This window comes from Tenacibaculum sp. SZ-18, from assembly GCF_002813915.1.
Classification (GTDB): domain Bacteria; phylum Bacteroidota; class Bacteroidia; order Flavobacteriales; family Flavobacteriaceae; genus Polaribacter.
Window position 1 is genome coordinate 3,884,395 of sequence record NZ_CP019335.1, and the last position, 21,032, is coordinate 3,905,426.

Sequence of the window (21,032 nt, forward strand, 5' to 3'; positions counted from 1 at the left end):
TGAAATGTTTTTTAACATGATCTTATTTTATATGGTTAATTGCATTCAATTTAGAAATTTTTTTAAAATTATTAAACAAATAGAAGTATAATTTTATGATTATTAAGTAAATATATGTTTTTTAGATGAACCCCAGATGCGAGAATTTTTTATTTAGAATCTTATCATTTTCTATACCCAGCCACTTATCAAGTAATGTTGCATACACTTCTCTAAAATCTATAGAAAATTTAAGATCTCCATTATCATCTAAATCATTTAGATTAGGTAATGAATTGTATATTCCATTTTTCTTTAAATCTTTTCCAATAACGAATACATTATTAGCTGTTCCATGATCCGTTCCGTTAGATCCATTCTGTTTTACTCGTCTTCCAAATTCCGAAAATGTTAGAATTATAGTGTCTTTGAATTGATTATTTTTCTCTAAATCTTTTACAAAAACTTCTATACTTTCGGCATAAACTTTTAATAATCTTGATTGCCTGTTTGTTTGATTGGCATGTGTGTCAAAACCTGTTAATCCAGCATAATAAATTTGTGTGTCTATTCCTGAAGAAATAAATTCAGAAATGGTTTTTAATTGCTTTCCAAAGGCGTTTTTGGGATATTCTATGGTAGATGAACTCGTTTTAGTTTTCTCGTAGATGTAAGCTGCTGATGATTTCGCGTCAATCATGGTATTGTACAAGTAACCAAGATTGTGTTCACTTAAATGCGAATCGTTCGAATATTTATTAAATACATTATCGAAAAACGGCTGATTTAATATACGATGAAATAGTTTGGGATTTGTAATTGCCAATCCATTTTGATTATTTCCTTTAAGCATTAAAGATAAGCTTTCATCTACTTCAATTGCTCCATATGGTTTAGCGTTTGTTTCATCTAAAAATCGGCCAACCCAACCTGATTGTAAATATTGATTACTATCACTTGCAGTCTGCCAAATATCTGTGGATCTAAAATGTGAACGATTTGGATTAGGATAACCAACATTATTAATAATACTTACATAACCATTATCAAATAACCTTTTCAGGGGTAATAAACTTTTATGAAAACCAAGTTCACTGTTAAGGTTCAATAATTCGCTTTTTTGAATTCCAATTCTTTGACGATTTTGATAGTAAATATCATTTCTAAAAGGAACAATAGTATTCAATCCATCATTTCCTCCTTTTAATTGAATAATAACTAGTTTTTTGTAATTAGTGCGTTCAGGTAAACCATTTTCAAAAGCTTTTAAAAACTGAGGAACAAAAAATAATCCTCCAGAAGCTAATGATGTTCTTTTTATAAAATTTCTTCTTTTCATTTTCTTCAAATTAACAAAGTTGATATTCAGGTAAAGACATCAATTGAATGCAGAAATCCTTTTTGGGTAAATCTTTATATTGATTTATGATTTCTTTTGTTCCACTGGTAATTGGACAGATAATTAAACTTTCGAATAGTTCTTCATTCGAAATTGACTCATAGTTTTTGTTGAATATATGCCAGTTTGTTTCTGTTTTTATAAAGGCTTTTTTTCTTCTTTTTTCATTAGTAACCGAGTTAACTATAGCTTTAAAATCATCTTTTTCTGAGTAACTAATCTCGGCATTATTTAAAAGAACAGAAGCAAGTCTTAATCTAGTGACCATAGTGTTACTATCGATCCAACCTTTACCAGTTTTCCAACCGGCAACATTTGGAGGATAAAGTAAAACTTGCCCCAGTAATTTTTGAATAAGTATTTGCTGTTTTGACTTTTGAAAAGTATATGGAACAGTTTTATGAATTGTTGCTAAAAGTTCAATGGGAGACTTTATTTTTACCCCAATATTTTCTTCATCGTAAAACCAATCTGACTTCAATACATGTTTCATAAGTTTTTCAATGTTGTAATCTTTATAGAAAATGGAAGTCATTTCTTCAATTCTAGAGGAATTAATTTTATCATTTACGAAGTATGCATAAATTTTATGGCAAATAAAACGTGCACATTGTTTTTGTTGAAGGATGATGTCTATAATATCATTTCCATCAAAATTCCCTACTCGATCTAAAAACTCTTTTTTTCCATTATCATGCTGTTTTCTTTTGAGAATAAAATCTCCATCAAATCTATGATTGTAACCTGTAAATGCTCTTGCGCTTTCTCGTATATCTTTTTCAGAATAGTTTCCTTGTCCGAGTGTGAAAAGCTCTAAAAGTTCACGAGCAAAATTTTCATTTGGACTGTTTTTTTTATTTTGTTTGTTATTGAGATATTTAAGCATTGCTGCCTCTTTAGAAATAGCTTTTACAAAATCTCCAAAGTTTCCTAATGCATGATTTCTTAGCGTATTGTTGTAATGTAAAGCATATAGTACATTTTTGTCTTCACAAACAAAATGATTCGCCCAGAATAATGTCATTTTTTCTCGAAGAATTTCCTTAGAATTCATAAGTCTGCCCATCCAAATTAAGTTTAACTCACGAACCTTTTTCCGATTCAACTTCATCAATTCTTTTCGCTTTGATTTATTTTTTATTTTTTTTGTAGATGTCGAATTCAGAAAGCTTGTTTCAATATATAATGGAGTTATAGTTTTTGCAGATTGAAAAAGAGTATCGACAATTTCAGAACGAGTTTGAGAGTGTAGTTTCTCAACTTCCTTAGGGAGAATTCCGAATCCAATTCTATTGTATAAATGAAGAATATGCTTGTTTTTCATATTATTGAGACTTATTCAGAAAAGAAAGGTTTAATTTAAACAAAAAAACCTCGCCAAATAGCGAGGTCTTTAGTTTTATCAAAAAAAGGTAATGTTATTTTTTATTTACTTCTTTTATATATTTTTCTAATGCCATTGTCATCGAAGGAGTTTCAGGGGTTGGTGCAGCAATATCTACACGTAAACCTTTGGCTTCAACCGCTTTGATTGTTGAGTTTCCAAACACAGCAATTCTAGTGTTATTTTGTTTGAAATCAGGGAAGTTTTCAAACAAACTTTCAATACCTGATGGGCTAAAAAACACTAAAACATCATAGAATACATTTTCTAAGTCAGACAAATCACTTACAACTGTTCTGTATAAATCAGCTCTTGTCCAGTTAATTCCTAACTTATTTAATTCATCTGGAATTAACGATTTTAATTTATCAGAACTAGGAAGTAAGAACTTCTCATCTTTGTGCTTCTTGATTAATTTCGTTAGCTCAGGGAATGTACGAGTACCAACATAAATTTTACGTTTACGATATACTACGTATTTCTGAAGATAATAAGCTACTGCTTCCGATTGACAGAAATATTTCATGTCATCCGGTACAGTAAAACGCATTTCTTGAGCGATTCTAAAAAAATGATCCACAGCATTTCTACTCGTAAGAATTATTGCTGAAAAATTATTAAGATCAATCTTTTGTGCTCTTACCTCTTTGGTCGGAATCCCCTCAACATGAATAAATGATCTAAAATCAACTTTAACTCTTTGCTTTTCAGCAAGGTCAAAATAAGGTGAAGTTTCTGTTTTGGGTGCTGGCTGAGACACTAAAATGGTTTTCACTTTCATAAAACTTTCTCTTTATGTCGTTGTTGTTTTATATATGATTAGCAAAGGAGCTAATTCGAGGCTGCAAAAGTACAAAATAAAATAAAAGAAGTTATTAAAAATCAGTTTTTTGTTATTCCTTAAAATCAAAAAACCTCTAAAAATCAGTAATAAAGAAATACAAATGAGTAAAAAAATAATATTGGAGTACCCGTATTTGAACAATATTAAGATCGGAAATAGCCAAATACTTATGTTATATAAATATCCAGACTTTGTAAATGTAAAATATCTCGTTTGTTCTTCTATGTTTAAAATATGAGCCAATAACCTTATAAGAACAAACTTTACGAGAGTAAAACCTGTTAAGCCGGCTAGTAAAATAAAATAGTTGTAAGGTTGCAATTTGAAAATATTTTCAGCTATTAATTGTAGTGTTAAGGTAAAAATTAAACAAGAAAAGATGAAAATTAAAACGTGAAAAGTAGAGAAAATAGATGGCTTTTTTTCTGCTCTATTTTCAATAAAGCCCTGAGAAAATAGTGCTATAGTATATCCCAATAATAGCTGCGGCTTATATAATTTCATTAATGCCAGAAGAACCAAAGCTATCATAAATACTAGTGTTGTCCAGTCGTTCGTTTCTAGATTACGTGTTATAACTTCCATGAATTGACGTAGTCAGAGAATAATTTAATTATCACAAAATTAGCAATAAATTAGTTTATCTTTGTTCATATTTTTTAACGAAAATCAAATTAATGTCTGACACGCTAGTCATCATTCCTACGTATAATGAAAAAGAAAATATCGAGGCAATTATTAGAGCTACCTTCGATCAAGAAAAAGCTTTTGATGTATTAATCGTTGATGATAATTCTCCTGATGGTACCGCCAAAATTGTCGAAAGTTTACAAGCAGAATTTCCAAATCAACTACATATTGAAAAAAGAACTGGTAAAAATGGTTTAGGTACAGCTTACATTCATGGTTTCAAATGGGCATTAGCGAGAGATTATGAATATATTATAGAAATGGATGCTGATTTTTCTCACAACCCGGATGATTTAGTAAGACTTTACAACGCTTGTGTTGTTGATGGTGGAGATGTTGCAGTAGGTTCACGATATTCAGTAGGTGTAAATGTAGTTAACTGGCCAATGAATCGTGTCTTACTCTCTTATTTTGCATCAAAATATGTTCGTTTTATAACAGGAATTCCTGTAAATGATACTACTGCCGGATTTGTATGTTGGAATAGAAAAGTGTTAGAAACCATAAAACTTGATAAAATTAAGTTTGTTGGTTATGCATTTCAAATAGAAATGAAGTATAAAGCTTGGAAACACGGATTTTCAATAAAAGAGGTGTCTGTTATTTTTACTGATCGAACGCTAGGAGAATCAAAAATGAGCGGTGGAATTGTATACGAGGCATTGTTTGGTGTGATAAAAATGAGATTAAAAGGATTACCGAAATAATTTATGACCGACGTAATACTTAGAGAAGCTAAGAAAGAAGATTTATCGACATTACTGCTTTTTGAACAAGCATTAATTGAGGCTGAGAAACCTTTAGATGAATTTCTTGGAGAAGGAAAATTAAAGTATTACAATATTGAAGAAATGATTGCGTCGGACAGTACTTATTTAATCGTTGCTGTTTATGGGGCTAAATTAATTGGTTCTGGTTATGTTAGAATAGAGGAAAATAAAATCTATCATAAAAATCCCAAACATGGTTACATTGGTTTTATTTATGTAGAATCAAATTCTAGAGGAAAAAAAATAAGCACGAAAATTTTAAAAGAACTTAAACGGTGGGCATCAAAAGAAGAATTAAAAGAACTTAGATTAGATGTTTACAATAATAACGTTCCTGCTCTAAAATCTTATGAAAGTTTTGGTTTCAAGAAGAGTTTAGTTAACATGAGAATGAATATATAACAAAGACAATGAAACAACACACTACACTAATTAAAAACGCAAACATTGTAAATGAAGGAAAAACCTTTAAAGGAGATGTTTTAATTTCAGGAGAGTTTATAGAAAAAATTGCTTCAAAGATTAATGTTTCAGAAGGTGTAACCGTCATAGATGCAGAAGGAAAGTATTTAATTCCAGGAATGATTGATGATCAAGTTCATTTTAGAGAACCAGGATTAACACATAAAGCAAATATAGCATCAGAGAGTAAAGCGGCAGTGGCAGGAGGAATTACTTCTTTCATTGAAATGCCAAATACAGTTCCTCAAGCAACAACACAAGAATTATTGGAAGATAAGTTTGAGATTGCAGGTAAAACTTCTTATGCTAATTATTCATTTATGTTTGGAGGAACCAACGATAATTTGGAGGAACTTTTGAAAACGAATCCAGAGAATGTTGCTGGAATCAAATTATTCCTTGGTTCTTCAACAGGAAATATGTTGGTTGATAATGAAGAGGTTTTAGAAAAAATATTTTCATCTACTAAAATGATTATTTCTGTTCATTGTGAAGATGAGCAAACCATTCGCGACAATACAGCTAAGTTTAAAGAAGAATTTGGAGACGATATTCCCATAAAATATCACCCAATTATTAGAAGTGAAGAGGCATGTTATTTATCGTCTTCAAAAGCAATTGAATTAGCAAAGAAAACAGGAGCTCGTTTACATGTTTTTCATTTATCAACAGCAAAAGAAATGGAATTGTTCAGAAATGATATTCCATTAGAAGAAAAGCAGATTACAGCAGAGGTTTGTATTCACCATTTATGGTTTACGGATGCTGATTATGATAAAAAAGGAACGCATATAAAGTGGAATCCTGCAGTTAAAACTGCTAACGATAGAGCTGCTTTATGGGAAGCATTATTAGATGATAGAATTGATGTGATTGCTACTGATCATGCACCTCATACTCTAGAAGAGAAATCTAATGTTTACACAAAAGCTCCAAGTGGAGGGCCTTTAGTACAACATGCAGTAATCGCTCTTTTTGAAAAGGTGAAAGAAGGTGTAATTTCTATTGAAAAAGTGGTTGAAAAAATGGCTCATAATCCTGCAAAACTTTTCCAAGTTTCTAAGAGAGGTTATGTGAAAGAAGGATATTACGCTGATGTTGTTTTAGTAGATCCTAATAATTCTTGGGAAGTTTCTAAAGAGAATGTTTTATATAAATGTGGTTGGTCTCCTTTTGAAGGAGAAAAATTCTCATCTAAAATCACACATACTTTTATCAATGGAGTTTTAATGTACGATAATGGTATGTTCAACGAAGAAATAAAAGGAAAACGCTTGTTATTTGATAGATAATGAAAAAAATATACTATTTGATTCCAGTACTTCTATTTATAGTTTCTTGTACTGGAAATACAATTTATAAAAAGCCAGAGAATCTCATTCCAAGAGATTCTATGGTTTTATTATTAACAGATATGCATATAGCATCTGCCGCAAAACAAACCAAAAATAAGTTTAGCGCCAAAGATGTGAGCTATATGCATTTTGTATATGAAAAATATAAAATAGATAGTGTTAGGTTTGAAAGTAGTAATAAATATTACACTTCTATTATCGATAAATATGATAAGTTGTTGAATGAAGTTAAAGCAAATCTTCAGGAAAAAGGAACTGTAATTCAACGAGAAATTAATACATCAGACTCTATTAAGAAAAGTCAGAAGAAGGAACTGAAAAAAGAATTAGATTCACTAAAGAATATTACTAAAAAAGAAATCAAAAAGGTCAATCAAAATACGTTTGAAGAGTAAATTACTTAATAAAGTCAGAATAGACATCGCGAATTGATTTGTCTATTTTTTCAAATTCAAAATTTATAAAATTTCGGATTTTGTCCGAATTATAAAATTCTTGATTGTGTGTTGACCGAGCAGAATTTTTAGTCATTAAAGGAGCTTTTCCTGTAATTACTGTCAAAAGCCAATCAACTCTCCAAAAAATTGAAGTCATTAATGGTGTAGCTTCAATGCTTGGTTTTTTGACTTTAAAAACTTCAGCAATAGAAAATAACATGTCCTTGAAAGATTTGTTCTCTGAGACTAATATGAAGCGTTCGTTTTTAATATTAGATTTTGTTAAAGAAATCATAGATTTTACAACATCCTTAACAGAAACAAAACCTGTAATTCCTTCTGTGTAAAATTTAAACCCATTGTAAACTTGGCTAAATATTTTACCAGAACCTTCATCGAAAAATCCACTACCTAAAATAACACCAGGATTCACAATTACGACATCCATTCCTTCTTGACTACCCCGCCAAACCTCCATTTCTGCTCCGTATTTGGTAATCGCATATCCATGTTTATCTCCATTATCAACCCATTCATTTTCTTCATTAATAAATTCTCCATTGACAGAATCTCCAATCGCTGCGATTGAACTTACAAAGCAAAACTTATTTACTTTTTTTTCAATTGCAAAGTTTACAACATTGGCTGTTCCTTCAATATTAACATGTCGCATTTTAAAGTAATCTTTTGGAGCAAAAGAAACTAAAGCGGCACAATGATATACAGTCGAAATATTATGTTCAAATATTGGCTTTAACGACGGGGTTTCAGTAATATCAGCCTTTATCCATTTTATCTTATTGAATAATTCTTGAAACTCTCCTGTGTAATAAGAAAAAACCTTTTTTGCTTTTTCTATTTTCTCTTGGGTTCTATATATCGCAATGATATCATCATTTTCAATGGTTAAATGATACAATAAATGCGATCCAACTAATCCGGTTCCACCTGTTACTAAAATCATGCAGCAAAAATAAATATAAATAAATCGTGACTTCAATTCAAAACCAGATTTTTAACAACCTTCTATATTTAAAATTCATTCAAAAAATTATAATTGAAGCTTAATTTTAAAATTTTCTAAATAGTATATTTGCCTTTCACATTAAGTAAATTTAAAATGGCTAAAAATTTAGTAGAAGAACTTAGATGGAGAGGAATGGTTCATGATATTATGCCTGGAACCGAAGAGCAATTAGAAAAAGAAATGACAAGTGCTTATATCGGTTTTGATCCAACTTCAGATTCATTACACATTGGAAGTTTAGTACCAATTATTTTATTGGTTCACTTAGAAAAATCTGGTCATAAACCGATAGCTTTAGTTGGTGGCGCAACTGGTATGATCGGAGATCCTTCTGGTAAGTCTGATGAAAGAAATTTACTTAATGAAGAAGCATTAGCAAACAATGTAAACGGAATTAAAAATACACTTGCTCGTTTTTTAAATTTTGAAAGTTCTGAGAAAAACGCACCTGTTTTAGTAAATAACTACGATTGGATGAAAGATTTTTCATTCATTGAATTTGCTAGAGATGTTGGGAAGAGAATTACTGTAAACTACATGATGGCAAAAGATTCTGTGAAGAAAAGAATCTCTGGAGAGTCTGGAAGTGGAATGTCTTTTACTGAGTTTACATATCAATTAATTCAGGGATACGATTTTTTCCATTTGCATAAATCTCACAATTGTATGTTACAAATGGGAGGTTCTGATCAGTGGGGAAATATTACTACAGGAACAGAATTAGTACGCAGAATGAATCCTGGCGGAGAAGCAAAAGCTTTCGCAATGACTTGTCCATTAATTACAAAAGCAGACGGATCTAAATTTGGAAAATCGGAAGGTGGAAATGTTTGGTTAGATGCAGAGAAAACATCAGTATATAAATTCTATCAATTCTGGTTAAACACTTCAGATGAAGATGCAGAAAAGTATATTAAAATTTTCACTTTTTTAGACAAAGAAACAATTGATGCTTTAATTGAAGAGCATAGAGAAGCTCCTGAGGCTAGAGTTTTACAAAAGAAATTAGCGGAAGAGGTTACTACATTTGTGCATTCTAAAGAAGAATTAGATAAAGCAATTGCTGCATCTAATATTTTGTTTGGAAAATCTACATCTGAAGATTTAAAAGGACTTGATGAAGCTACATTCTTAGATGTGTTTGATGGTGTTCCTCAGGCTGTAGTTCAAAAAGCAGAATTTGAAGCTGGTTTAGACATGATTGCTGCGTTATCTGCGAAAACTCAGTTTTTAAAGTCTAACGGAGATGCAAGAAGAGCATTAAAAGAGAATTCGATTTCTGTTAATAAAGGAAAAGTAAAGGAAGACTATACTATTACAAATTCAGATTTAATTGCAGATAAATATGTGTTATTACAAAGAGGTAAAAAGAATTACTTTTTATTAAAAGTAGAATAGTTTGAAATAGCCTAAGAAGCAATTTTTACATCAAAAGTTAAAGGGCATCGCTTACAGTTGATGCCTTTTTTCTTGTACTTATTACAACATTTACTTTTTGGTTTTAAACAAGAAGCGGAACAAGCGCTATCACATGTATTTAAAGTATGTAATTTTGTAATAGTTTCTTTTTTAGGTGTATAAAATACAATCATGCTTAATTAAAATCTGTGCAAATATAGTTTTTTATTTAGAATAAATTAAAATAAAATTTTTAATCGTAACAAAATCTTATAATTATGTACTTATAGATGATCAAAACTAAACTATGAAAGACGAAATTATTTTAGAAAGTAAGCTTACTCCACATCAGAAAACTCATATTTCCGTTGTAATGTTAATTCCAGTATTTTTTGTAACAATTATGACATTGGTAAAACATTTTGAACAAAATGATTTATCAAATATTACTCTTAGTTTTCCTCAATTAATTCCATTGGTTATCGCATTAATCATTTTAATAATGTTGCTTTTTCTAAAGGAGGGGATTTTAAAAAAGAATAACTATTTATATCAAGGAACATATTTATTTGGCAAGCTTTTAATTAAGAAAAAAATAAGTTTACTAGACAAACCCAAAGTTGCAATTTTAAAGCTACGTAAGCGTCAGAAAATGGCTTGGTTTTCCATTGCAAATCCAGATCAAGCTTTATCGTATCATAAAAATGATGTTACGCTTTTGAATGATAAGCATACAAGAAAAGAACTTTTAGTTTCGTTAGACGACGAAATTTTAGCAAATAAAACTATCTCGTTTTTGGAGGAAAACTTCAATCTTACCTTTGAGATTTATAGTCCAGATTTTAGTTAGAAATTTTTCTTGAATTTCTAGTAAAAATAAGTCAACATACAACATGTTAAATTTCTAGTAAAAACCCCTTCTTAGGGTTAAGAAATTATAAATTATTTAAGTAGTTTTTAAATAAATTAATTGTATATAAAATAATCAGAAAGGCCATAAGAAATCTATCTTTGCAAGCCCAAAAGTAGATTCATTTTTTGAAAACTAAAATCACAACATATCTATTTATTTTCTTGTATGGAATTGCAATGTTACGTCCAATAGCACCTTTCGTGGAGTATGCTATTAATTACAATTATATTGCAAAAGTGTTATGTATAAACAAAGACAAACCAGAACTTAGTTGTAATGGTAAATGTCAATTGATGAAGAAACTAAAACAGCAAGAGGAAGAGGATTTTAATACATTACGAATTCATATGGAAGAATATCCCATTGGTTTTGTTGAAATTTTGAAAATCAAGAAAGAATCTACAATTACTTCAAACTTAAAAAATAATTTTCATTATGATATAGAATATAACTATCTATTTCAGCATAACGTTTTTCATCCGCCAACCGTTTAAGCTCAAATTTTCGTGACTATTCAGAATAACTTCTCAGTTATTCAGTCGAATTATGCTTAAAAATTAATAATAAAACTACAAGGTTTTTCATTCGGAATTTAAAATTTCAATGAGTAAAGTCCATTGTGGTATATGAACGTTTCTAAAGAATTTCAAACGTTCAGAAATAAAAAACAAACAGATGAAAAACATCGTAAAAATAGCTGTTGCTTTATTTGCAATGGTACAAACTACATACGCACAAAAGAACACAGAATTATGGGCAGCTGGAAGACCAGATGGACATGCACCAATTTCTGTAATGGGAGATCATTATCACGGTAAAGAAGATGTAATGTTTTCTTATAGATATATGAGAATGAACATGGAAGGTTTATTGCGAGGATCTACTGAAATTACAAATGCTCAAGGGCACGATAGTGGTTATATGGTAACTCCATCAAATATGCCAATGGATATGCACATGCTGGGTATAATGTATGGATTAACTGATAAGATAACTTTAGTTGCCATGGCAATGTACACTCAAAATGAAATGGATTTACAAATGCGAATGATGTCTGGAATGACAACTCAATTTTCAACTTCTTCTTCAGGTTTTGGAGATGTAAAATTAGGAATGTTATACAAGTTTGTAAATGTAAAACGCCAATCATTACATGCAATCGTTAATCTTTCTATTCCTACTGGAACCTTAGAAGCAGAGGATGCTACTCCAATGTCTGCTCCAAATAAAATTCAATTGCCTTATCCAATGCAAATAGGAAGCGGAACTTATGATTTAGACTTGGGATTAAATTATTTAGGTCAAACAGATAATTACTCTTGGGGTTCACAGTTAAAAGGAACCTACCGTTTTGATAGAAACGAATTTGATTATTCTTTAGGAAACAGATATAGTTTGAATTCTTGGTTTGCGCATAAAGTTAATGATTGGATTAGCTTTTCAGCTAGAGGAGAAGTTTTAGTAGAAGAAAGAATTAATGGTGCGAATCCAAATTTGAATCCAATGATGGTTACAACTGCTGACATTCCAAATTCAGGAGGAAAATATGTCAACGGAGGATTTGGGTTTAATGTTTACGTTCCTAAAGGATCATTTAAAAATATTCGTTTCGGATTTGAATATGCACAGCCATTGTATCAACAACCAAATGGTATTCAATTAGAAAGAAGAGAAACATTAACTTTTGGTTTACAGTATTCGCTGTAAATAATTAAAATATATGTTAAATTCTCGCGATTGCAATTTGAATGATGAAGCTGACATTTTGAATTATACAGTTTATGTTCAGTTTGATTATAATAATTTGATTCAAAATAAAGAGAAAGTTTTGGACGCTAAATAAGTTATGGTAATCTCGCTCAAAAGTTTAGATTCAACTATAGGTTGAATAAAAATTCATGTTTTTATTGAAATTAGATGAAAGTTTTTGGGTTACCGTAAACATTAACATAATTAAGGAATACTAAAAACATGGGAGCTGAAATAAAAAAAATTTTCAATTTCTTCTCAATTCATTGGAAACCCAAGTTCATTTTATTTTGGGATACACAATTATGTTTAAATCTAGATGAATCATCTTAAATATAAATTGATAAACGTCATTACAAAAAATTTCAATTGTGAAGCGATCTGACTATGAATTCAAAATTTAAGAGATTATTTCATGACATTACATGTTGTAGATTTCAATTCTATAACTTCTAATTATTGCTGGAGAATTAATTAAATATTATGATTGGAGTGATGCAGGATGGTTAATGAGAAGAAAGATTTGATTAAAGATGTTTCATTATGGGCATTTTGAAGGATAGAATTGGTATTTAGTATTAATTGTAGCAACATTGTTAATTGAAATAATTTGTACAGCTACCTTTTCTATTTGCCTATGAAAAACAAAGGACATCCTTGGTGTTCCAAAACAAATTGAGAACTTTATTTTGGTAATAGATACCATTGGAAATCTAACTAATTTTTTTAAATCTTAAGATTTTCACAAAATATTAATATTAAAAGAGAGTAAGGATAGTTAATTTTAGAGACAAATTCCTTAATTATAATTAAAACGATCAATCATGAAAAAATCAATTTTATCAATTTTAGTATGTGCTATTGCTTTAGTATTCTCTAATGATACACTTGCTCAAAATTTTAGAAAAATAGATAAAAGTCCAATGGATGCAACAGCGTATCCTACAGATTGGAAAAACCCAGATAAATTGGCGAAAGTAGTATATAGTCGACCTCAGTTAAAAGGAAGATCTTTAGATAAATTAGCTCCAAAAGGAAAAGTTTGGAGAACTGGTGCTAACGAAGCAGTTGAAATTACTTTTTATAAGGATGTTACATTTGGAGGTAAGCCTGTAAAAGCAGGGACGTATACATTATTCACAATTCCTGGAGATAATGAGTGGACAGTTATTTTAAGTACTGCAAGAAATGTTTGGGGAGCTTATTTTTATAACGAAAGTGAAGATGTTGTAAGAGTTATGGCCAAAGTTTCCAAGGCTAAAAGTACTTTAGAAGTATTTTCAATGGCTTTTGATGGAAAAGGAAATGACGCTGATCTTTACATGGGATGGGGAGATGTTTTAGTTTCAGTTCCAGTAAAAGGTTAAAAAATAAAAGCTGATATAAAATAAAAAAGCCTGAGTAGTTCCTCAGGCTTTTTTTGTTGTCAAGTTTACCACAATTTATTTTTACTGGTATGCAAAACAAACGTTGCGTTAAATCCAAAATGGAAATTTCCATCGTGGAAGTTGAAATTATTTGTAGTTTGTGTAATAAATGAATCTTCAGTAAAAGTTCGAGCATTTGTCATCTGAAACTGTAACATTAAATGACTTAGTTCCCAATTTACTCCTACCATAAAAGGATTATAAGTTTTAATCGATTTAACAGGATTGAATACCGCGTAATATTCTGAAACTATAGAAACATGTCCTCCTACTTTATAACGACCACCAAAACCAATTCCATATTGTGTTCCAGGGTTATTATTCATTGGTTTCTCACTTCGTGCAATTAAAAATGGACTTATTTGAAGTGATAATTTAGGATTAAATTTTCGAGCAATTAATACTTTCGAAGTAAAGCTATAATTATTTGTAGTTGAATTACCATCATACAGACCTGTACTCATGATATTGTCTGTCATAGATATTGTTTGTAAAGCAACCATGCTAAATGGATTTCCTTTTTTTGTCTGCTTCAAAAATTTATATTTTAAATAACCGTCAGTACTTTCATTCCACGTATTATAACCAATACCGATAGCGAAATTATCGGAAATTGCATAATCTAAACCAAAGCGCATATTTACTTCATCGGCAAGGAAAAACTGAGTTTCTCCCGTTGGTCTATTCCAATATCTGTTATACCAAGATATTTCTAGAGCTCCTTTTTTGCGTGTCTCTACTGAGTGACCTAAACCAAGTCTGGTTGTTTTAAAAGTAGCCATTTCATAAGTTGGCTTTTTAGGATACTCTTTGTTTAGTTTATCCAATAATCTTTGTGCTTTACCAGAAAATGGTATGAAAGCTACAAATGCTGAAAAGTATAAAATTCTAATTATTTTCATAAGGTTTATATTGGAAATTAAATTTTACGACTACAATTTTAGCAATGTTATTTGTAAGAATCGGGGGGATTTTAATATTAAAATCCTTTACAGTTAATTGAAACTCTCCTGATATGTTATAACTATTATCGGTTTTTTGAATCTTTGTTTTTATCTCAATCTCTTTTGTAATTCCGTGAATAGTAATTTTTCCTTTAATAAGTTGAACTTGTTGTCCAGCGTTTTCCAGTCCTTCAAGTAAAAATCCTTCAAAAGTAGCTTTAGGATACAAATCAGATTCTATATAACTTTCATTAAAATGTTCGTGCATTAAGTCCTTTTTAAAAACAAAAGCACGCATTAACATCGTTGCGGCTATCTCTTTCTTGTCGAAGTCAAGAATGCTTAGCACTTGGTTGTTTTTGGCTTCTATATTTTCTACGGTGGCATATGAGAAAAAAGTAACCTGCCCTTGTCTAGCAATAAATTGCTGAGCCAAAATAGTTCCTAAATTCAAAAAAAATAATAGTAGTAAAAGTCGTATTTTATTCATGTTGATTAGTTAAATCTATAAAACAATTTAAGAGTATTACATCTTTTAAATATCCTTTACAAATACCTTTTATGTGTATGAGTTGATTTTTCTTTATTTGTTTGAGTTGCTCTTGCTCAAGAAGGTTTAAATCGCAAATAATCCCAGCACTTGAATCTGTTTCTAAAATAATAGTAAGTCTATTATTGAGTTTACTAATATCTTTTACTTTTCCAAATACTTCAATTACTTCATTTACATAGGTAGTATTTGCTAATTGCTCATTTTCGGAGAATTCTTTCATAAGATTGTTTGAGGCAACTACAAATTTTGGAGTAACTCCTTTAACTTTATTTTGATCTGAACATCCCGTAATTAAGGAAATCACACAAGCTGTAGTAAAAACAAACATCCACCTAAGAAAAATTGGAGTATTTTTAGTCATAGTGTTATATTTACTTTAATTCAAAGTAAACTAATTATTTTTATAGTTGAATGATAATTTTATTTGAAAGGGAATATAAAACTATGAAAAGGAAAATATACTGGTTTAATTATTCGTAGTTTTATCGTATGAGAAAAGATTCTTTATACTTATTTACAGTTTTAGCAATCACTTTTGTGTTTGTGCTGATTTCTGTTTTTGGAGCTCAATATTTCATTAAAGCAAGTGCGAATCAATTAATAGAAGTACAAGTTGAAACAAGTAAGAGAGAAGCTAATGAAATAGCAAGTATTATCAATTTTCATTTAGAAAATAATGCGGAGAAAGAAGAAGTCTTAAAAAATTTACAAGAAACAATTCTTGGAACTGATACGAATGCTTGGTTTATTTCAGTTTTAGATTGGTCGGGGAAAAAGATTTGCCATCCCAATAAAACCAAATTAGGCGAAATTGAAAATTCAAATGCTGATTTATTAGAATCCCTCAAAGAGAAAAATAATTCAGAAGATTTGTATGATATTGTCGGTGCTCATAAATCATCGAATGAAAATTATGCAGAGGTTATTCATACCGCGGCAATAAAAAGCACAGATTTACTGGTTGCTGCAAATGTTAATGTTAGCAGTATCGATAAACAATTACAACAACTAGAAAGAAACTTTTATTTAATTTTCTTAATCATGGGTGTTCTGGTAATTGTACTTTCTTCTGTTGCAGTTCGTATTATTGGAAGCAGATATGAAAAGCAGTTGGAATTAAAGTACACATCTTTAGAGTCAGAAGTGATTAACTTGTCCAAATTAAATACAGATTTAGTAAAGTATAAAGAAAAGAAAGAGAAAGAGATTGTTCAAGAAAGAAAAAAAGTAGAAGAAAAAATAAAGAAAATACAAGAGGAGAAAGTTGAGGTTACAGTTGCTGATATTACCGAGGAAGCAAAAGAAAAATTAAATGAATCTTCAGAAGTTGGCAGAAAGAGAATCCTAACTTACATGAGAAATGAACTGGTTCCAGTCTTAATAAGTGAAATCGCATATGTTTATACAGAGAATACAATTACATATGTTGTAAATTTTGAAGGAAAAAAATCTACCTCAAATTCAAGTTTAGACGATATGTATTCCAACTTTGATTCAACATTATTCTTTAGAGCAAATCGCCAATATATCATTAGTATTTCTGCAATTGATAAAATTATAAAGTACGGTAAAAGTCAGCTTAAAATTGTATTGAACTCTAAGGTCAGTGAAGAAATAATTATAAGTAAAAACAAGGCTGCTGAATTTAAACAATGGCTGAATATGTAACTTTTTTAAGTTGACTAATTCTTTTTAGACAGTTCCTTTATGGGTTGTACAACACATAGGATGTCGCATCTTTTTCGCATGCAGGTATTTCTGTTTTCACTAATACTTAAACATTTAGTTAACAAGAATGGGAAGAAAGATGTTAAGGTAACTTAAAATAGTGCAGAGTAAAGTTAGTTCTTAAGTTTAATTGTTACTATTACCAAACATCACGTATCTTGAATACTATTATATTTTCAAGCGATTTTTTTCGGCTTTAACCTTTTTTTAGCTCATTTCAACCAATTTATTAAGAAACATATGTTAGGTAATATCGATGTTTACACTGTTATTAAAATTTATACATATGAAGAACTATACAGGTAAAATTCTTAAAGGTTTAGCAATCTTATCAATTATTTTAATAGTTGGTTGTAGTAAGTCTGAGAATGATGTTTACAGAGAATTAACATTACAAGAAAAGGTTTCACTGTTAGAAAATGGTGAGTGGTTAGTTAAAGGTTTTGAAGACAGAGTAATGCATACTTTTTCTGATGGTGAAAAATTTACATTTTATGGAATTGATGGTGAATTTACAGAAGCTATTCCTTCGAAGAAGGCATATGCTATTATAGATTCAAAGTTTGTTATCGATTACAACTTTGGGATAATTAAAAAATATGATCTTGTCGTAAGGTGTAATAATAATATTGTAGAAATGTATGATGATACTCAAGGACAAATAATACTTTATAGAAAAGATTCTAATTATAAGGATTGTTTAAATTGAATCATATAAACAATTTTTTACTCTAAAGGGATGATACTTTTGCTCGGTTTCATCCTTTTTTTATTTCTATTTCCATTCAAAACTTCTTTAAAGATTAAATTATTTCTTATCTCGATCCTATATTTTGAACTTCTTTCGTTTATTCTAGTTTAACTTTATAACATTAAAAAAATGTTGTTTAGTCTACAAAAATCAAAAAAATCAACAAGTTTATTGAGGTAACATTTTCTTGAATTCCCTGCAATGGATGCTGCTTTTTTACAAAAGATAAAATTACTTTCCACTTACCAACGAGAGTTGTAAATTTGCGCCTTTAATCGTGTGTTATTACTCGTAATAGCAAGAATAATTTTAAAAGATGCAATACAATCATCAAGAAATAGAAAAGAAATGGCAAGAGTATTGGGCGAAGAACCAAACTTTTAAGGCTAGCAACAATTCAGATAAACCTAAGTATTATGTGTTAGATATGTTTCCTTATCCATCAGGAGCAGGATTACACGTTGGTCATCCATTAGGTTATATTGCTAGTGATATTTACGCTCGTTACAAACGTCATAAAGGATTTAATGTATTGCACCCTCAAGGTTATGATAGTTTTGGATTACCAGCAGAACAATATGCAATTCAAACTGGTCAACACCCTGCGATTACTACAGAAACAAATATTACAACATATCGTAGACAATTAGATCAAATTGGTTTTTCATTTGATTGGTCTCGTGAAGTTCGTACTTCAAGCCCTGAGTATTATAAATGGACACAGTGGATTTTTATTCAATTGTTCAACTCATGGTATAATAAAGACACGGATAAAGCTGAAGATGTTAGTATTTTAGTTGAAAAATTTGAAGCAGAAGGAAATGCAAATATAAATGCAGTTTGTGATGAAGATGTAATTTCTTTTACTGCTGAAGATTGGAAAGGTTTTTCAACTACGAAACGACAAGAAATTTTATTACAATATCGTTTAACGTTTTTGTCAGATACAGAAGTAAACTGGTGTCCAGCTTTAGGAACAGTTTTAGCGAATGATGAAATGGTAAATGGAGTTTCAGAACGTGGAGGTCATCCTGTTGTTCGTAAAAAAATGACACAATGGTCTATGCGAATTTCTGCATACGCACAGCGATTATTGGATGGATTAAATGGAATTGATTGGCCACAGCCTTTAAAAGATATTCAAACAAACTGGATTGGAAGATCTCAGGGAGCAATGGTTTCTTTTAATGTTGATGGATATGATGCGATGATTGATGTATTTACAACACGTCCTGATACCATTTATGGAGTAAGTTTTATGACATTAGCTCCAGAGCATGAGTTAGTAGCAAAAATCACAACTGCTGATCAAAAAGAGGCGGTTGAAGCTTATGTTAAAGCAACAGCAAAACGTTCAGAACGTGATAGAATGGCCGATGTAAAAACAATTTCTGGTGTGTTTACTGGAGCATATGCAATACATCCATTTTCTGGAAAACAAGTTCCAATTTGGATTGGTGATTATGTGTTAGCGAGTTATGGAACTGGAGCTGTGATGGCGGTTCCTTGTGGAGATCAACGTGATTATGATTTCGCAAATCATTTTGGATTAGAAATTCCAAATATTTTTGAAGGTGTTGATATTTCTGAAGAAGCTTTTGCTGATAAAGAAAAAACCGTAATTGCAAACTCTGATTTCTTAAACGGTTTATCGTACAAAAAAGCCATGAAAACTGTTATTTATGAAATGGAACAACGTGGTTTTGGTTACGGAAAGATAAACTATCGTTTACGTGATGCTGTATTTAGTCGTCAACGTTATTGGGGAGAGCCATTCCCAGTATATTACAAAGACGGAATGCCACAAATGATTTCTTCAGAACATTTACCAATTGTGTTACCAGAAGTGGAAAAGTATTTACCAACAGAAGATGGAAAACCACCTTTAGGTAATGCTGACGTTTGGGCTTGGGATATAACGACAAATACTGTATTTGAAAACGATAAAATTGATAATGAAACTATTTTCCCATTAGAACTAAACACAATGCCAGGTTGGGCAGGAAGTTCTTGGTATTTTAATCGTTATATGGACGCTTCAAACAATGGAGAGTTTGTGAGTAAAGAAGCGGTTGAGTATTGGAAAGAAGTTGATTTATATATTGGTGGTTCTGAGCATGCAACAGGACACTTATTATATGCACGTTTTTGGCAAAAATTCTTATTCGATAGAGGGTTTTTACCAGTGGATGAATTTGCGAAGAAGTTAATCAACCAAGGAATGATTTTAGGAACTTCTGCAATTATTTATAGAGTTTCTGGAACTAATAAATATGTCTCTAAAGGATTAAAAGATCAATACGAGACTGAAGAATTAAGAGTGGATGTCAAGTTAATTAATTCTTCTGACGAGTTAGATTGTCACGGATTAAAGAGTTGGCAACCTCAGTTTGAAAATGCTGAATTCGAACTAGAAGATGGTAAGTATATCGTTGGACGTGAGGTAGAAAAAATGTCTAAACGCTGGTTTAATGTTGTTAATCCTGATGATATTTGTGAAGAGTACGGAGCAGATAGTTTACGTTTATTCGAAATGTTCTTAGGCCCGTTAGAGCAATTTAAACCTTGGAAAACTTCGGGTATTTCTGGCGTATCTTCTTTCTTAAAGAAATTATGGAAGTTATTCTATAACGGAGAAACTTTTGAAGTTACAGAAGGAGAGCCAACTAAGGATAATTTAAAAACATTACACAAAACAATTAAGAAAGTAGAAGAGGATATCGAGAACTTCTCGTTTAATACGTCAGTTTCTACATTTATGATTGCAGTGAATGAATTAACAGCTCAAAAGTGTAATAACAAAGCAATTTTAGAGCAGTTATTAATTTTAATTTCTCCATATGCTCCGCACATTACAGAAGAATTGTGGAGTACATTAGGAAATTCAGAATCTATTTCTACGGCACCGTTCCCTAAGTTTGAGGAGAAGTATTTAGTAGAATCAGAGAAAGAATATCCAGTTTCATTTAATGGGAAAATGCGTTTCAAGCTAAACTTACCATTAGACATGAGTAAAGAAGAAATTGAAGAGGTAGTGATGGCTCATGAAAGAACACAACAACAATTACAAGGAAGAGAACCAAAAAAAGTAATTATTGTACCTGGTAAAATTATCAATATTGTAGGATAAATAGATAGTACATTTTCATAAAATAAAACCCTTAATCAGTTATTCTGATTAAGGGTTTTTGTAAAATCTACAGATATTTTTTACCTAGATTT

General features: G+C 30.4%; 20 protein-coding genes. 12 read left to right on the plus strand and 8 right to left on the minus strand.

What is annotated here, in order from left to right; translation table 11 throughout:
- Positions 1-121: 121 nt before the first annotated feature.
- The 4 genes from BTO06_RS17690 to BTO06_RS19030 all read right to left on the minus strand — a co-directional run bounded on the left by BTO06_RS17690 (position 122) and on the right by BTO06_RS19030 (position 4,191).
- Positions 122-1,318: a DUF1501 domain-containing protein gene (locus tag BTO06_RS17690; protein WP_100926566.1), complete on the minus strand. Its 1,197-nt coding sequence runs from the start codon at positions 1,316-1,318 to the stop codon at positions 122-124.
- Between the two features lie 10 nt (positions 1,319-1,328).
- Positions 1,329-2,702 carry a DUF1800 domain-containing protein gene (locus BTO06_RS17695; RefSeq protein ID WP_100926567.1) on the minus strand — a complete coding sequence of 458 codons (1,374 nt, stop codon included), beginning with the start codon at positions 2,700-2,702 and terminating at the stop codon, positions 1,329-1,331.
- A gap of 94 nt (positions 2,703-2,796) precedes the next feature.
- Entirely contained in the window at positions 2,797-3,543 is a 747-nt protein-coding gene (locus tag BTO06_RS17700; RefSeq protein ID WP_100926568.1) for a uroporphyrinogen-III synthase, read from the minus strand.
- Between the two features lie 12 nt (positions 3,544-3,555).
- The gene (locus tag BTO06_RS19030; protein WP_100926569.1) at positions 3,556-4,191 is read right to left on the minus strand and encodes a DUF4271 domain-containing protein; all 636 of its coding nucleotides are present in this window, start codon (positions 4,189-4,191) and stop codon (positions 3,556-3,558) included.
- A 92-nt stretch (positions 4,192-4,283) separates the two neighbouring features.
- Here BTO06_RS19030 and BTO06_RS17710 point away from each other — a divergent pair, with 92 nt between their 5' ends.
- Genes BTO06_RS17710 through BTO06_RS17725 form a run of 4 tightly spaced genes read left to right on the plus strand, consistent with a single transcriptional unit; the run spans position 4,284 to position 7,278 of the window.
- A complete protein-coding gene (locus tag BTO06_RS17710) occupies positions 4,284-5,003 on the plus strand; it encodes a polyprenol monophosphomannose synthase (RefSeq protein WP_100926570.1) in 720 nt (239 codons plus the stop codon).
- Positions 5,004-5,006: 3 nt separating this feature from the next.
- Positions 5,007-5,468: a GNAT family N-acetyltransferase gene (locus tag BTO06_RS17715; RefSeq protein WP_100926571.1), complete on the plus strand. Its 462-nt coding sequence runs from the start codon at positions 5,007-5,009 to the stop codon at positions 5,466-5,468.
- A gap of 8 nt (positions 5,469-5,476) precedes the next feature.
- Complete coding sequence (locus tag BTO06_RS17720) at positions 5,477-6,820, plus strand: dihydroorotase (RefSeq protein ID WP_100926572.1); 1,344 nt, start codon at positions 5,477-5,479, stop codon at positions 6,818-6,820.
- Entirely contained in the window at positions 6,820-7,278 is a 459-nt protein-coding gene (locus BTO06_RS17725; protein ID WP_100926573.1) for a DUF4296 domain-containing protein, read from the plus strand. Before BTO06_RS17720 ends, BTO06_RS17725 begins: the two co-directional genes overlap by 1 nt.
- Before the next feature lies 1 nt (position 7,279).
- Here the strand turns inward: BTO06_RS17725 and BTO06_RS17730 are convergent, their stop codons facing one another.
- Positions 7,280-8,284 carry an SDR family oxidoreductase gene (locus BTO06_RS17730; RefSeq protein WP_100926574.1) on the minus strand — a complete coding sequence of 335 codons (1,005 nt, stop codon included), beginning with the start codon at positions 8,282-8,284 and terminating at the stop codon, positions 7,280-7,282.
- A gap of 156 nt (positions 8,285-8,440) precedes the next feature.
- Between BTO06_RS17730 and tyrS the strand changes: the two genes are divergently transcribed.
- From tyrS to BTO06_RS17760, 5 genes are all read left to right on the plus strand, one after another.
- Positions 8,441-9,745, plus strand: coding sequence for a tyrosine--tRNA ligase (gene tyrS, locus BTO06_RS17735; protein WP_100926575.1), 1,305 nt, complete (start codon positions 8,441-8,443; stop codon positions 9,743-9,745).
- A 307-nt stretch (positions 9,746-10,052) separates the two neighbouring features.
- Entirely contained in the window at positions 10,053-10,595 is a 543-nt protein-coding gene (locus BTO06_RS17745) for a hypothetical protein (RefSeq protein ID WP_100926577.1), read from the plus strand.
- 188 nt (positions 10,596-10,783) lie between these two features.
- Entirely contained in the window at positions 10,784-11,152 is a 369-nt protein-coding gene (locus BTO06_RS17750; protein ID WP_100926578.1) for a hypothetical protein, read from the plus strand.
- 181 nt (positions 11,153-11,333) lie between these two features.
- A complete protein-coding gene (locus BTO06_RS17755; RefSeq protein WP_100926579.1) occupies positions 11,334-12,365 on the plus strand; it encodes a transporter in 1,032 nt (343 codons plus the stop codon).
- 866 nt (positions 12,366-13,231) lie between these two features.
- Positions 13,232-13,774, plus strand: coding sequence for a DUF2911 domain-containing protein (locus tag BTO06_RS17760; protein ID WP_100926580.1), 543 nt, complete (start codon positions 13,232-13,234; stop codon positions 13,772-13,774).
- A 65-nt stretch (positions 13,775-13,839) separates the two neighbouring features.
- On the opposite strand, the gene BTO06_RS17765 is transcribed toward BTO06_RS17760, so the two are convergent.
- The 3 genes from BTO06_RS17765 to BTO06_RS17775 are packed head-to-tail and all read right to left on the minus strand — an operon-like array spanning position 13,840 to position 15,692.
- Positions 13,840-14,736, minus strand: a complete 897-nt coding sequence (locus BTO06_RS17765) for a DUF5777 family beta-barrel protein (protein ID WP_100926581.1) — start codon at positions 14,734-14,736, stop codon at positions 13,840-13,842.
- Positions 14,723-15,268: a YceI family protein gene (locus tag BTO06_RS17770; RefSeq protein ID WP_100926582.1), complete on the minus strand. Its 546-nt coding sequence runs from the start codon at positions 15,266-15,268 to the stop codon at positions 14,723-14,725. The genes BTO06_RS17765 and BTO06_RS17770 overlap by 14 nt, the downstream gene beginning before the upstream one ends.
- A complete protein-coding gene (locus BTO06_RS17775; protein WP_100926583.1) occupies positions 15,261-15,692 on the minus strand; it encodes an OB-fold protein in 432 nt (143 codons plus the stop codon). Before BTO06_RS17775 ends, BTO06_RS17770 begins: the two co-directional genes overlap by 8 nt.
- 128 nt (positions 15,693-15,820) lie before the next feature.
- Here BTO06_RS17775 and BTO06_RS17780 point away from each other — a divergent pair, with 128 nt between their 5' ends.
- The 3 genes from BTO06_RS17780 to leuS all read left to right on the plus strand — a co-directional run bounded on the left by BTO06_RS17780 (position 15,821) and on the right by leuS (position 20,940).
- Positions 15,821-16,999 (plus strand): LytR/AlgR family response regulator transcription factor, encoded by a 1,179-nt coding sequence (locus tag BTO06_RS17780; protein WP_100926584.1) that lies wholly within the window; start codon positions 15,821-15,823, stop codon positions 16,997-16,999.
- A 346-nt stretch (positions 17,000-17,345) separates the two neighbouring features.
- A complete protein-coding gene (locus tag BTO06_RS17785) occupies positions 17,346-17,768 on the plus strand; it encodes a hypothetical protein (protein ID WP_100926585.1) in 423 nt (140 codons plus the stop codon).
- Between the two features lie 358 nt (positions 17,769-18,126).
- On the plus strand, positions 18,127-20,940 hold the full coding sequence (leuS, locus tag BTO06_RS17790; protein WP_100926586.1) for a leucine--tRNA ligase: 2,814 nt from the start codon (positions 18,127-18,129) through the stop codon (positions 20,938-20,940).
- Positions 20,941-21,032: the final 92 nt, after the last annotated feature.

Coding starts and splice junctions, on each gene's coding strand:
- BTO06_RS17690 (WP_100926566.1), bottom strand. CDS start 1,318: ATGAAAAGAAGAAATTTTATAAAAAGAACATCATTAGCTTCTGGAGGA.
- BTO06_RS17785 (WP_100926585.1), top strand. CDS start 17,346: ATGAAGAACTATACAGGTAAAATTCTTAAAGGTTTAGCAATCTTATCA.
- BTO06_RS17770 (WP_100926582.1), bottom strand. CDS start 15,268: ATGAATAAAATACGACTTTTACTACTATTATTTTTTTTGAATTTAGGA.
- BTO06_RS17720 (WP_100926572.1), top strand. CDS start 5,477: ATGAAACAACACACTACACTAATTAAAAACGCAAACATTGTAAATGAA.
- BTO06_RS17775 (WP_100926583.1), bottom strand. CDS start 15,692: ATGACTAAAAATACTCCAATTTTTCTTAGGTGGATGTTTGTTTTTACT.
- BTO06_RS19030 (WP_100926569.1), bottom strand. CDS start 4,191: ATGGAAGTTATAACACGTAATCTAGAAACGAACGACTGGACAACACTA.
- leuS (WP_100926586.1), top strand. CDS start 18,127: ATGCAATACAATCATCAAGAAATAGAAAAGAAATGGCAAGAGTATTGG.
- BTO06_RS17700 (WP_100926568.1), bottom strand. CDS start 3,543: ATGAAAGTGAAAACCATTTTAGTGTCTCAGCCAGCACCCAAAACAGAA.
- BTO06_RS17745 (WP_100926577.1), top strand. CDS start 10,053: ATGAAAGACGAAATTATTTTAGAAAGTAAGCTTACTCCACATCAGAAA.
- BTO06_RS17710 (WP_100926570.1), top strand. CDS start 4,284: ATGTCTGACACGCTAGTCATCATTCCTACGTATAATGAAAAAGAAAAT.
- BTO06_RS17765 (WP_100926581.1), bottom strand. CDS start 14,736: ATGAAAATAATTAGAATTTTATACTTTTCAGCATTTGTAGCTTTCATA.
- BTO06_RS17725 (WP_100926573.1), top strand. CDS start 6,820: ATGAAAAAAATATACTATTTGATTCCAGTACTTCTATTTATAGTTTCT.
- BTO06_RS17715 (WP_100926571.1), top strand. CDS start 5,007: ATGACCGACGTAATACTTAGAGAAGCTAAGAAAGAAGATTTATCGACA.
- BTO06_RS17755 (WP_100926579.1), top strand. CDS start 11,334: ATGAAAAACATCGTAAAAATAGCTGTTGCTTTATTTGCAATGGTACAA.
- BTO06_RS17730 (WP_100926574.1), bottom strand. CDS start 8,284: ATGATTTTAGTAACAGGTGGAACCGGATTAGTTGGATCGCATTTATTG.
- BTO06_RS17695 (WP_100926567.1), bottom strand. CDS start 2,702: ATGAAAAACAAGCATATTCTTCATTTATACAATAGAATTGGATTCGGA.
- tyrS (WP_100926575.1), top strand. CDS start 8,441: ATGGCTAAAAATTTAGTAGAAGAACTTAGATGGAGAGGAATGGTTCAT.
- BTO06_RS17780 (WP_100926584.1), top strand. CDS start 15,821: ATGAGAAAAGATTCTTTATACTTATTTACAGTTTTAGCAATCACTTTT.
- BTO06_RS17760 (WP_100926580.1), top strand. CDS start 13,232: ATGAAAAAATCAATTTTATCAATTTTAGTATGTGCTATTGCTTTAGTA.